This window comes from Streptomyces sp. NBC_01429, from assembly GCF_036231945.1.
Taxonomy (GTDB): Bacteria; Actinomycetota; Actinomycetes; order Streptomycetales; family Streptomycetaceae; genus Streptomyces.
Genome location: NZ_CP109599.1, coordinates 1,166,777 through 1,180,585, shown reverse-complemented (window position 1 = coordinate 1,180,585; position 13,809 = coordinate 1,166,777). Strand labels below are relative to the sequence as shown.

The following is a 13,809-nucleotide window of genomic DNA, read 5'->3' as shown; positions in this document are numbered from 1 at the left end:
GTCCTACACGGCCGTCGACCGGCTCCCGGGTATTCGCTCCGACATGGTGGGGATCCGGTGCTCCAGCACCTTCGACGGCAACTCCGCCCGGCTGGCGACGTTCAGCTTCCGGTAGACACGCGTCAGATGCTGCTCCACCGTGCTGACCGTCACATGGATCCGGCTGCTGATCTCCCGGTTGGTGTACCCGAGCGCGGCCAGCCCCGCCACCCGGCACTCGGCATCGCTCAGGATCGGCGCGATGTCGTCACCGGCCGGGGGACCGGTCGGCGGGGGATTGTCCAGCCGGTTGCCCACCGGCGAGGCGATCCGGCAGACCTCCGCCTCCTGGGCGGCCTGACGCGCCACGAGACGGGCCCGCGCGTAGTCGCCCAGCTCGTAGTGGGCCGCCGACAGGTCGGCGAACGCCAGCGAGAGTTCCAGCCGGTCACCGCAGGCCTGGAGCAGATCGATCGCCTTGCGCAGCAGCGAGGCGCGGTGCCGGGGCTGGCTGGCGCCGGCCAGCACCCGCAGCGCCATGGCGCGCGAGCGCGAGCTGTGCCCGCCGGGCAGCCGGATCTGCTTCTCGGCCCACTCCTTGGCGAGCCTGACCTTGCCGATCCGCAGATTGGCCTGGGCGAGATCGATGCGCCAGGGAACGCCCTGCTGAAGATCGGGGTTCCGGTCGCGCATCAACTGGCCGCACGCCTCGAAGTCGTTGAGCGCGGCGAACGCCCGGTCGGTCGCGAGGTGGTGATGGCCCCTGGCCCGCAGGTACTGGATTCCGAAGATGGTCTGGAACATGGTGTCCGGCACCTTGCGCTTGAGCAGCTCGGCGGCGGCCGCGTGGTTGCCCAGGTGCGTGTGCGCGAAGATCGCCGTGGACAGGGGGAGTCCGACCAGCACCCCCCAGCCCTGCGGATGCAGCAGATCCAGGGCCTCGGTCGCGCGGGTCCCGGCGGTGACCACATCGCCCTGGAGCATGGCGAGTTCGGCTCTGATGCTGCTCAGTAACGCCTGCCAGGTGGTGGCGCGGCGCTCCACCGCGCACTCCAGCAGCGCGTCGCAGGTCTCGACGGCGATCGCGGTCCTGTCGGTGTGCGCGATGGCCAGCAGGGACATCGCCACCAGCTCCAGTTTCAGATGGCTGAACTGGTAGCTCTGGAGCGACTCGGCCACATTCGCCACGGACTCGTCGGTGGCGAGCCCGTTGACCAGCAGCGCCACTTTCGTCCAGAGGCTGTCCGCGCTGTCCGGGGTGGCGCGCTCCAGTGCGGCCGTCCTGGTCAGGTCGGCGCGCCGGCTGACGCGCGGCACACCGTAGAACCAGTGTCTGATGAAGTCGACCTCGGCCATGACCTGCGCGTCGGCCACGGTGTGCGCGCCGCCCAGGGTGGTGACCGTCTCGGCGGCCAGTTCGGCGTCGCCCTGCCACAGCATGTGCCGCAGCACCGTCGCGGTGTCCTGCACATCGAGGGTGTCCTCCAGTACCGCCTGGCGCAGCGGTTCGAGGTGCGGCGCCGCGGCGGCCGGGTTCACCCGCCACTCCGCGCGGGCCAGTTCGGCGGAGAGGGCCTGCCACTCGTGCTTGTCCTCGCACTCCCGCAGGGCGAGTTGGAGGAAGTCCGTCGACTGGCCGACGTTGTCCACGGCCAGTTCCTGCTCGGCCGCCAGCCGCAGTACGGCCGGCCCCCACGGCTCGGTGACCTGATCGGCCGCCACCAGGTGCTTCGCCACGTCGGGCGCGGGCGCGCCGTCCAGGTAGAGGAGGCGTGCGACGGCGCTGTGCAGCCGTGACCGTTCGGCCGCCTCCATGTCGCCCAGCACCGCGCTCGCGGCGGCCGGGTGGCGGAAGCGGTAGCCGCTGAGCAGGCCCATCGAGTCGAGGATGTCGACGACTTCCTGGACCGAGTCGGGCGACGTGTCCGCGAGCGGCGCCGCGGTCTTCGCGGTCGCCTGTTCGCCGAGCGCGGCGATCGCCCTGGCCACCCGCAGCTGGAGGGAGTCCCCGCGCTGGAGGCAGTCGAGCACGGCCTGCCGGTAGGCGAGGCTGGCGACGGGCTCACCGATGGTGGTGCCGAGCCGGGCGCTGTCGTCCAACAGGGCGTTCACCAGCATCGGGTTGCCCGCGGTCGTACGGTGGTAGACGCTGCTGGCGTCCGTGGGCAGCGGCTGGTCCGTCTGTATGGAGAGCAGCCGGGCCACGCCCTGCGGGGAGAGCGGCCTCAGCCGTACCCGGCGGTGCGGCAGCCGGATCAGCTCCGCGTGGACCCGGGGCCCGGTCGGGCCGAACTGTTCCCAGCTGACACACACCACCATGATCTTCTTCGACCGTATCCGTCTCAACAGATGAAGGACGGTCTGCAAAGACGCACTGTCCATGAGATGGGCGTCATCAATGGCGATGACCATCGGGTCGTCCTTCGCCAGTTCCAGCAGGGCGGCGGAAACGACATGGCTGGATTGTGTGTCGCATTTCACCTGATCCAGAGGGCCGGAATCGACTCCTCCGTTATGCAGCAATTGCCGGATCACGGCCATCGGATGTGACCGGTCGGCGAGGGAAGCGGTGGCCGTCAGTAATCTCGCGTCTGTTTCGCCCGCAGTATTCAAGAATTCATCTATCAGTCCGGTCTTCCCCGATCCGGGGCCTCCGGTGATGATGACGAGTTGCCCTGATCCGTCGAAGGACTCGGCGAATGCGCCGCGCAGGATTTCCAGTTCTTTGTCACGATCGAACAGGTACATCTTGGTCCCCAGTGGTCAGCATTCCCGGTAGGTTGCGCACCCTCCCACGCCAGTTCCAGCAAGCAGGATCGTCCGCTGGTCGTGGGGGGCGAACTGGTGACGTCCGTGAGGTGCTGTGCCGTTCAGCTGGTCGCGGCACCGGGCGTCGCGGAAGGAAGGTGTTCCAGGATCTGCACTAGTAGTGGCTGCGCGCGGGAGCGCCGGATGCCGCTTCCGGCCGCGGTGGGCATGGCGGAGGCGGAGAAGCGCGCCCCGATGTTCCGGCCGACGGTTTTCGGTGGCCGGTGCGGCCGCCCGGCCTTCAATTCATCAAAAAGTAACAAGCAATTCATCGCCATTGCAGTTTCCATGGCCCCCGCGCGTGTTTATTGAAGGTGAAAACTAAATCACGTTTTGAGCCTGGCAGGATCGGATGCTAATTGGCTTTGGTAACGATGTCAACCAGGACTTGAGGGGGTTCGGCCCCGTCCTGACCCGGTCGAAAGTGCTTGTGAGTTTTTGTTGGATCATGGGCAACCGAAAAGCCTCGAAGAGCCTCGGATTCGGGCGGAGGACCGCACGCTTCGGGCGCGCATAAGCCTCATGGCTGCCCGATCGGGCACCGTACGGGTCCCGCTGGGGGCGGTAGGGGTTGGCCGGTACCTCCCGGGCTCCTTAGCCTCCGACTGGCGGGGACGTGGATGGAGAGGTCAGGCATCCCCCTCGCGAAGTCAGGGACCCTTTGATTCCGAAGGCTTGTTTCGATTTCGATCGGATGGCTGCGCTGGTGAACAACGAGGACCAACTGCTCGACTACCTTCGGCGAACGGCTTCGGATCTGCGCGAGACGCGGCGCCGGCTGCGCGAGTCCGAGAACCGGGCGCACGAACCGGTGGCGATCGTGGGCATGGGATGCCGGTACCCCGGTGGTGTCAGCGCTCCCCAGGAGCTGTGGGACCTGGTCGCCGCCGGCACCGACGCCGTGTCGGACTTCCCCGTGAACCGCGGCTGGGACATCGAATCCCTCTACGACCCCGACCCCGGCCGGCCGGGCAGGACCTACGCCCGCACCGGCGGATTCCTGCACGACGCCGCCGACTTCGACCATGACTTCTTCGGGATCAGCCCGCGCGAGGCGCTGGCGATGGACCCGCAGCAGCGGCTGCTGCTGGAGACCTCCTTCGAGGCGTTCGAGGACGCCGGGATCGTGCCGTCCGCGCTGCGCGGCAGCAGGACCGGGGTGTTCGCCGGAGTCATGTACAACGACTACGCGACCAGGCTGAGTTCGGCCCCCGACGACCTCGACGGCTATCTCGCCAACGGCAGCGCCGGAAGCATCGCCTCGGGCCGGGTCGCCTACACCTTCGGTCTTGAGGGACCGGCCGTCACCATCGACACGGCCTGCTCGTCCTCCCTGGTCGCGCTGCACTGGGCGGTGCGCGCCCTCCAGTCCGGCGAATGCACGCTGGCGCTGGCCGGCGGGGTCACCGTGATGTCGACCCCCGAGACCTTCGTCGACTTCAGCCGTCAGCGCGGACTCTCCCCGGACGGCCGCTGCAAGGCGTTCGCCGCTTCGGCCGACGGTACGGGCTGGGGCGAGGGCGCGGGCATGCTGCTGGTCGAGCGGCTCAGCGACGCGCGCCGCCTCGGCCACCGGGTACTGGCCGTGGTCAGGGGCACCGCCATCAACTCCGACGGCGCCAGCAGCAGGCTGACCGCGCCCAACGGCCCCTCCCAGCAACGCGTGATCCGCCAGGCGCTGGCGAGCGCCGGACTGAGCGCGGCGGACGTCGACGCGGTCGAGGCGCACGGCACCGGCACCTCCCTCGGCGACCCGATCGAGGCACAGGCACTGCTCGCGACCTACGGTCAGGACCGCCCCGACGGGCGGCCGCTGCGGCTCGGTTCGATCAAGTCGAACCTCGGGCACACCCAGGCCGCCGCCGGAGTGGCCGGGGTGATGAAGATGGTCCTCGCGATGCGGCACGGCACGCTGCCCAGGACCCTGCACATCGACGAACCCTCGGCGCAGGTCGACTGGGACGCGGGCGCCGTGGAACTGCTCACCGAGCAGCTGGCGTGGCCGGAGACCGGGCGGCCGAGGCGCTCCGCGGTCTCGTCGTTCGGCATCAGCGGCACCAACGCGCACGTGGTGCTCGAAGAGGCGCCGGCCGAGGAGCCCACGGCCCCGGTGCGGGAGCCCACGGCCCGCGCGGAAGAGGCCACGGACCCGGCCGGGGACTCGACCGCCCCCGATGGCGGCTCCACCGTGGTCCCGTGGCTCCTGTCGGCGCGCACCCCGGCCGCGCTGGCCGGTCAGGCCCGGCGGATACGGGAGTGGGTCACCGGCCGCCCCGGCCTCGACCCGGCCGACGTCGGCCTCTCGCTGGCGACCACCCGTTCCCACTGGGAACACCGCGCGGTCGTCGTCGGCGCCGACACCGGCGAACTCCTCGCCTCGCTGATCCCGCTCGCCGCGGAGGCCGGCACCGGGTCCGGCGCGGGGGCCGGGAACGACCGCTCCCGCGGACTCGCCGGCCGGGGCAAGGTGGCCTTCCTCTTCACCGGCCAGGGCTCCCAGCGTCCCGGCATGGGGCGCGAACTGCACCGCGCCTTCCCGGTGTTCGCCGCCGCGTTCGACGAGGTGGCCGCGCTGATGGACCCGGAGCTGAACCGCCCGCTGGTCCAGGTGATCGAGGACGGCGACGAGACCCTCCACCGCACCGACCACGCCCAGGCCGCGATCTTCGCCGTCGAGGTGGCGCTCTTCCGGCTGCTGGAGTCGCTCGACGTGCGCCCCGACTTCCTGGTCGGTCACTCGGTCGGCGAACTCGCCGCCGCACACGTCTCCGGGGTGCTGTCGCTCCCTGACGCGGTCACGCTGGTGCTCGCGCGCGGCGGGCTGATGAGCGGGCTGCCCGAGGGCGGCGCCATGACCGCCGTGCGCGCCGCCGAGGCCGACGTCCTGCCCCACCTCGCCGAGCTGCCGGGACGTGTCGGGATCGCCGCCGTCAACGGGCCCCGCGCGGTGGTCGTTTCGGGCGAGGCTGACGCGGTCGCCGAGATCGCGTCCCGGTTCGACAGGACCCGCCCGCTCACCGTCTCGCACGCCTTCCACTCGCCGCTGATGGAACCGATGCTGGCGGAGTTCGGCGATGTCGCCAAGACACTGACGTACGGCGCGCCCGCCATCCCGATCGTGTCGACCCTCACCGGCGCCCTCGCCACCGCCGAGGAGCTGGGCTCGCCCGAGCACTGGGTGGACCATGTGCGCGGGCCGGTCCGCTTCGAGGCGGCGATGAGCACGCTGACCGGTCTGGGGGTCCGTACGTCGGTGGAGCTGGGCCCCGACGCGGTGCTGACGGCGATGGCCCAGGACTGCGTCTCCGAGGGCCTGCTGTCCGCCGCGACCATGCGCCGTGACGGCGGCGAGGAGCGCGCGTTCCTCGCCGGGATCGCCCGGCTGCACACGCACGGCGTGCCGGTCGACTGGGCCGCCTGCTTCGCGGGCCGCCGCACCGGCCGCCCGGCGGCCCGGGTGGATCTGCCCACGTACCCGTTCCAGCGCGGCCGGCTCTGGCTGGAGTCGGCGGGCGGCGGCGGTGACGCGAGCGGACTCGGCCAAGTGTCCGCCGGACACCCGCTGCTGGGCGCGGTGACGGAGCTGCCCGACACGGGCGGGGCCGTGCTGACCGGACGGCTCTCGCTGTCCGCGCAGCCCTGGCTCGCCCACCATGTGGTGCTCGGTACGGTCCTGCTGCCCGGCACCGCGTTCGTGGAGCTGGCCCTCCAGGCCGGCGACCGGGTCGGCTGCGAGGTGGTGGAGGAGCTGACCCTCCAGGCGCCGCTGGTCCTCCCGGAACAGGGCGCGACGGTCGTGCAGGTGGCCGTCGGCGCCGACGACGGCGGACGGCGTTCGCTGACGGTGTACTCCCGGCGCGCCGACACCCCCGAGGCGCCCTGGAGCCGCAACGCGAGCGGTGTGCTGCGGGGCGGGGACGGCACGGCGGCCGGTTTCGATCTGAGCGTATGGCCGCCCGAGGGCGCCGAAGCCGTCGAACTCGGCGAGCTGTACCCCCGGCTGGCCCGGGTCGGCTACGGCTACGGCGAGGTGTTCCAGGGGCTGCGCGCCGTATGGCGGCGGGGGGAGGAGCTGTACGCCGAGGCCGCGCTGCCCGAGAGCGCGCGGGCCACCGCCGGGTCGTACGGGGTGCACCCCGCCCTGCTCGACGCCGTGCTCCACGTGAACCTGCTCGAACTCGGCGACGGCCAGGCGGTCCTGCCCTTCACCTGGAGCGGGGTCGCGCTGCACGCGGCCGGGGCGGACACCCTGCGGCTGCGCATCACCAAGGACGGCGAGGAGGCGGTGGCGCTGGCCGTCGCGGACGGCGCGGGCGCGCCGGTCGCCTCCGTCGGCGCCCTGGTCGCCCGCCCGGTGTCGGTGGAACAGCTGGCCGCTGATCCGGGCGAGTCGCTCTACCGTCTCGATCTCGTGCCGGTACCGGTTCCCGCCGGGCCCTCCACCGTCGGACTGGCGGTGTGCGGCCCGCACGACCTCGGTCTCGACGTACCGGTCCACGCGGACCTCGGCTCGTTCGACGGACCGGTGCCCGACGTGGTCGTCCTTCCGGTACCCGTGAGCCCCCTGGCCGACGTGCCGGCGGCGGTCCGCGACACGGTCGGCCGCACCTTCGCGGCCCTGCGCGAGTGGCTGGCGGACGGGCGGTTCGACGGAGCCCGGCTCGCGGTGGTGACCCAGGCGGGCGAACTGAGCCACGCGCCGCTCGCCGGTCTGGTCCGCGCCGCCGAGTCCGAGAACCCCGGCCGCTTCCTGCTGGTCGAGAGCGACGGCACGCGCGGCCTGTCCGCGGCGCTCGCCGCCGGCGAGCCCGAAATCACCGTACGGGAAGGCGAGTTGTTCGCGCCCCGGCTGGCCAGGGCGAAGCCCGGCGGCCCGCCCGTGTGGGACGTCGAAGCGACCGTGCTGATCACCGGCGGCACCGGCGGCCTCGGCGGGCTGATCGCCCGTCACCTCGTCACCGACCACGGCGTACGCACCCTGCTGCTGACGAGCAGGCGCGGCGAGGACGCGCCCGGCGCGGCCCGACTCCGCGCCGAACTGGAGGAGCTGGGCGCGGACGTCACGATCGCGCGCTGCGACGCCGCCGACCGCGACCAGCTGGCCGACCTGCTCGGCCGGCACGACGTACGCGGCATCGTGCACGCGGCCGGTGTGGTCGACAACGGAATGCTCGGCTCGCTCGGCGACGAGCGGGTGGAGCGCGTACTGCGGCCGAAGGTCGACGCGGCCTGGAACCTGCACGAGCTGACCCGCGACCGCGACCTCACCGCCTTCGTCCTGTTCTCCTCGACCGCCGGACTGCTGGTCGGCGGCGGACAGTCCAACTACGCGGCGGCCAACACCTTCCTGGACGCCCTCGCAATCCACCGCCGCGCGGCCGGACTGCCCGCCGTGTCGATGGCCTGGGGCCTGTGGTCCGAGGTCGGCGGCCTGGCCGGACAGGTGGACGACTCCGACCTCGAACGCATGCGCAGGATCGGACTGCCCCCGCTGTCCGCCGCGCGGGGCCTGGAACTCTTCGACGCGGCCCTGGACTCCCCGGACGCGCTGGTCGTCCCGGTCCTCCTCGACCTCGCCGCCGTACGGGCCAGGGCCGACGGTGTGCCCCCGCTGCTGCGCGGGCTGGTCAGGGGCGCCCCCCGGCGGGCGGCCGGAACCACCGGGACGGGCGGCGGGAGCGGGGAGATGCGGTCCTGGCGCGAGCGGCTCGTACCGCTGCCGGAGCCCGAACGGGACCGCGCCCTGCTGGAGTTGGTCCGCACCCATGTCGCCGCCGTCCTCGGACACGACTCGGCGGAGTCGGTGGACCCGGGACGCGCCTTCCAGGAGATGGGATTCGACTCGCTGGCCGCCGTGGAACTGCGCAATCTGCTCGGCGCCGCGACCGGCCTCTCCCTCCCGGCCACCCTGGTCTTCGACCAGCCCGCGCCCGTCACGCTGGCCGCCTACCTCAAGGCGGGACTCGTGCCGGGCCCCGCCGACCAGGCGCGCTCCATGGTCGGGGAGGTGGACCGGCTGGAGGCCGCGCTGGCGGCGCTGCCCGACCAGGACGGCTCGCACGCCCGGATCACCGCCCGGCTGGAGGCGCTCCTGCGGACCTGGCACGACACCCACGGCAGGACCGGCGACGCCGGGCCGCCCGAGGACATCGGTACCGCCACCGACGACGAACTCTTCGCGAGGATCGACAACGAACTGGGAGCCCAGTGATGGAACAGCAGGCCGGCGTCGACAAGCTGCGCGACTATCTCAAGCGGGCGACGACCGAACTGGAGCGCACCCGCCGCCGGGTGCGCGAGCTGGAGGATCAGGACCGGGAGCCGATCGCGATCATCGGCATGGGCTGCCGCTACCCCGGGGGCGCCCGCTCGCCCGAGGACCTCTGGCGGATCGTGGACGAAGGCGTGGACGTCGTCTCGGGCTTCCCCGTCGACCGCGGCTGGGACGTGGAGTCGATCTACGACCCGGAGCCGGGGAAGACCGGCAAGAGCTACGTACGCCACGGCGGATTCCTGCACGACGCGGCCGAGTGCGACCCCGCCTTCTTCGGGATCAGCCCCAAGGACGCGCCCGGCACCGACCCGCAGCAGCGGCTGCTCCTCGAAGTCTCCTGGGAGGCGCTGGAGCGGGCCGGGATCGATCCGCAGTCGGTGAAGGGCAGCCCGACCGGTGTGTTCGTCGGTCTGATGCACCACGACTACGTGGGCGGCACCATCTCCGGCTCCATCGTCTCCGGCCGTATCGCCTACACCCTCGGCCTCGAAGGGCCCGCGGTCACGATGGACACCGCGTGCTCCGCCTCGCTGGTCGCGCTCCACCTGGCCTGCCAGGCGCTGCGCAAGGGGGAGTGCACCCTCGCGCTGGCCGGCGGCGCCGCCGTGATGGCGAGCCCGGAGATGTTCATCGAGTTCAGCGAGCGCCGGGCGCTGTCAGCCGACGGCCGCTGCCGCTCCTTCTCCGAGGACGCCTCCGGCGCGGCGTGGTCCGAGGGCGCCGGGATGCTGCTGGTGGAACGGCTGTCCGACGCGATACGCAACGGGCACGAGGTGCTCGCCGTGGTCCGGGGCAGTGCGATCAACCAGGACGGCGCCTCCAACGGCATGACCGCCCCCAGCGGACCGGCCCAGATCCGCGTCATCCGGCAGGCGCTCGCCGACGCGCAGCTCTCCCCGAACCAGGTCGACGTCGTCGAGGCGCACGGCACCGGCACCACCCTCGGCGACCCCATCGAGGCACAGGCCGTCATCGCCGCGTACGGCCAGGACCGGCCCGAGGGGCGGCCGATGTGGCTCGGCTCCATCAAGTCGAACATGGGACACCCGCAGGCCGCCGCCGGGGTGGCCGCCGTGATCAAGATGGTCATGGCGATGCGCTCGGGCGTGCTGCCCAAGTCCCTGCACTCCGACCGGCCGACCACCGCCGTGGACTGGACGGCGGGCGATGTCGAGCTGCTGACCGAGGCCCGGCCGTGGACCACCGAAGGGCAGCCGCGCCGCGCCGGGGTCTCCTCGTTCGGGATCAGCGGCACCAACGCGCACATCATCATCGAGGAGGCCCCGCCCGCCGAGGCCCCCGAACCCGCCGGGGAGCGGGCACCGTCGGCGCTGCCGGTGGTGCCCTGGGTGCTCTCCGCCCGTACCGCCGACGCGGTGAGGACCCAGGCGAGCCGGCTGCTCACCGTGGCGGGCGACCACGACCCGGCCGACATCGGCTACTCGCTGGCCACCACCCGCTCCGCCTTCGCCCACCGGGTGGCCGTCACCGGCCGGACCCGCGACGAACTGCTCGACGGGGTGCGCGCGATCGCGCAGGGGCGTACGGCACCGGTGGTCGCCGCCGAGCCGGGACGGCTCGCCGTGCTGTTCTCCGGGCAGGGCTCGCAGCGCGCCGGCATGGGGCGTGAACTGTACGACTCGTACCCGGAGTTCGCGCGGGCCTTCGACGAGGTGTGCGCCGAGTTCGACCGGCACTTCGCCGCACACACGGCCACACACCCGGACCCGGACACCGGGGCGCACGACGGCCGGCCGCTGCGCGAGGTGATCCTCGACGCGGACTCGGAGCTGCTGCACCAGACGATGTACACGCAGGCCGCCCTGTTCACCTTCGAGGTCGCGCTGTTCCGGCTGCTGACCGCCTGGGGCATCCGGCCGGACCTGCTCGGCGGCCACTCGATCGGCGAGGTCGTCGCCGCCCACATCGCCGGTGTGTTCTCGCTCTCCGACGCCGTCGCCCTGGTCGCGGCGCGCGGCCGGCTCATGCAGTCGCTGCCCGCCGGCGGCGCGATGGTCTCGCTGCTGGCGAGCGAGGACGAGGTCACCCCGCTGCTCACCGAGGGCGTCGACATCGCCGCCGTCAACGGGCCCCGCTCGGTGGTCGTCTCGGGCGACGAGGAGGCCGTCACCGCACTGGCCGGGCACATCGGGAAGACCACCCGGCTGCGCGTCTCGCACGCCTTCCACTCGCATCTGATGGACCCCATGCTGGAGCCCTTCCGCGAGGTGCTGAAGGGGCTGGAGTTCCACCCGCCGCGGCTGCCCGTCGTGTCCAACGTGACCGGACTGGTCAGCGACGAACTGACCTCGCCGGAGTACTGGGTCCGGCATGTCCGCCACGCCGTCAGGTTCCACGACGGCGTGCGCACCCTCGCGGCCGAGGGCGCCACCCGCTTCCTGGAGATCGGCCCCGACTCCGTGCTCACGAGCATGGCCCAGGACACCGTGGACGAGATGATCGGCACCCAGCGCCGCGACCAGGAGGAGGCGCGGGCGCTGCTGACCGCCGTCTGCCGGCTGCACACCGGCGGCCTCGTCCCCGACTGGCGGGTGATCTTCGACGGGGCCCGGGTGGTCGGCCTGCCCACCTACCCCTTCCGCCGCGACCGCCACTGGGAGAACGCCCCCTCGCTCACCGGCCCCGCCACCTCCACCGGCCCGTCCGACGAGGGCGACGCGTTCTGGGAGCTGGTACGCGGCCAGGACATCCCCGCCGTCGCCGCCACCCTCGGCGTGAGCGACGAGGCGTCGGTCGCCGCGCTCGTACCGGCACTCGCCTCCTGGCACGACCAGCGGCAGGCCAACTCCACCGTGGACAGCTGGCGTTACCGCGTCGGCTGGCAGATGCTGCCCGGTACGGAGGACACGGCCGCGCTGCCCGCTGGCCGCTGGCTCGCCGTCGTCCCCGAGACCCGGGCGGGGGACGCCTGGACCGGGGCCGTGCTCACGGCGCTCACCGAACGGGGCCTGCTGGTCGACACCCTCGCCGTCCCCGCGAGCGCCATGGACCGTACCGCGCTGGCCGGACTCCTCGCGGAGCAGGGCGAGTGCGACGGAGTGCTCTCCCTGCTGCCGCTGGACTCCCCGCTCACCGCGACCTCCGCCCTCGTCCAGGCGCTCGGCGACGCCGGGACCGCCGCCCCCCTGTGGACCGTCACCCGTGACGCCATGGCCCACGAGTCGTCCGCCCGCCCCGACGGCTTCGGCGAGGCACGGGTCTGGGGCCTCGGCCGGGTCGCCGCGCTGGAGCACCCCGAGCGCTGGGGCGGCCTCATCGACCTGCCCGCCGAACCGGGACCCCGCACCCGGGCCAGGTTCGCCACCGTACTGAGCGCGCCCGGCGACGAGGACCAGATCCTCGTCCGCGAGTCCGGCGCCTTCGCGCGCCGCCTGGAGCACGCGCCGCCGCGCGCCGGCGCGCCCTGGAGCCCCACCGGCACGGTGCTGGTCACCGGCGCCACCGGCGCCGTCGGCACCGAGATCGCCCGCTGGCTGGCGGCCGAGGGCGCGGAGCACCTGCTCCTCGTCAGCCGCCGGGGCGAGGACGCGCCCGGCGCCGCCGAACTGGTGCGCACCCTGTCCGAGACCGGTACGAAGGTCACGCTGGCCGCCTGCGACGTCGCCGACCGCGACAGCCTCGCCAAGCTGCTGGACACCGCCGTACCCGACGAACACCCGCTGACGGCGGTCATGCATCTGGCCGGTGTGCTGGACGACGGCGTGCTCGACGCGCTCACCCCCGACCGGTTCGACGCCGTACTGCGCCCCAAGGCCGACGCGGCCCGCAACCTGCACGAGCTGACCGAACCGCTCGGGCTCAGCGCCTTCGTGCTGTTCTCCTCCCTCACCGCCACCGTCGGCGGCGCCGGACAGGCCAACTACGCGGCGGCCAACGCCTATCTCGACGGCCTCGCCGAATACCGGCGCGCGTCCGGGCTCGCCGCCACCTCGGTGGCCTGGGGGCCCTGGGGCGGCGCCGGAATGGCCGACCACGGCGCCGTGCGCGACGCGGGCCGGGGACTGGGCATCGCCTCGATGGACCCCGCCCGCGCGGTCACCGCGCTGCGCCGCGCGCTGGAGTCCGGCGACACCACCGTGACCGTGGCCGACGTGGACTGGACGAAGTTCGTCCCCGCCTTCACCTCCACCCGGCCCAGCCCGCTCTTCGCCGGTCTGCCCGAGGTCCAGGGGCTGGCGACCGCGCGCGACACCTCGGTCCCCGACGACCTCGCCCAGCGGCTCGCCGCGATGACCGGCGGCGAGCGGGACCGCGCGCTGGAGGAACTGGTCTGCGGCCAGGCCGCGTTGGTGCTCGGCTACGACGGAGCGGGCTCGGTCGAGCCGACCGCAGCCTTCCGCGACCTCGGCTTCGACTCCCTCACCTCCGTCGATCTGCGCAACCGGCTCAGCACCGCGGCCGGTGTCCCCCTGCCCGCCACACTGATCTTCGACTACGCGACACCCACCGCGCTCGCCAAGTACCTCGGTACGGAGCTGGGGGAGCCCGACGCGTCCGCCGACTCGGTCCTCGCGGAGCTGGAGCGCCTGGAGGCCAGGCTCGCCGGACTCAGCGCCGAGGACATCGAGCAGGGCCGCCTCACCGCACGGGTGCAGGCGGTGCTCAACGGACTCAACGAGACGCTGGCCGCGGGCAACGGAGTGTCGGTCGCCGGCCGGCTCGAGGACGCCTCCGCCGACGACGTCTTCGCCTTCATCGACAACGAACTCGGCTCGGCGTGACCGGGT

Annotated in this window: 3 protein-coding genes; 2 read left to right on the top strand and 1 reads right to left on the bottom strand. The window is 72.8% G+C overall.

What is annotated here, in order from left to right; all coding sequences use genetic code 11:
* Positions 1-3: 3 nt before the first annotated feature.
* Complete coding sequence (locus OG627_RS04970) at positions 4-2,727, bottom strand: helix-turn-helix transcriptional regulator (protein WP_329061795.1); 2,724 nt, start codon at positions 2,725-2,727, stop codon at positions 4-6.
* Between the two features lie 766 nt (positions 2,728-3,493).
* Here OG627_RS04970 and OG627_RS04965 point away from each other — a divergent pair.
* Both OG627_RS04965 and OG627_RS04960 read left to right on the top strand, forming a co-directional pair.
* On the top strand, positions 3,494-8,998 hold the full coding sequence (locus tag OG627_RS04965; RefSeq protein ID WP_329072368.1) for an SDR family NAD(P)-dependent oxidoreductase: 5,505 nt from the start codon (positions 3,494-3,496) through the stop codon (positions 8,996-8,998).
* Positions 8,998-13,803, top strand: a complete 4,806-nt coding sequence (locus OG627_RS04960; protein WP_329061793.1) for a type I polyketide synthase — start codon at positions 8,998-9,000, stop codon at positions 13,801-13,803. Before OG627_RS04965 ends, OG627_RS04960 begins: the two co-directional genes overlap by 1 nt.
* The last annotated feature ends 6 nt before the right edge of the window (positions 13,804-13,809 follow it).

What these genes read in the sequence shown, in the direction of transcription:
- OG627_RS04970 (WP_329061795.1), bottom strand. Translation starts at nt 2,727, where the DNA reads ATGTACCTGTTCGATCGTGACAAAGAACTGGAAATCCTGCGCGGCGCA.
- OG627_RS04960 (WP_329061793.1), top strand. Translation starts at nt 8,998, where the DNA reads ATGGAACAGCAGGCCGGCGTCGACAAGCTGCGCGACTATCTCAAGCGG.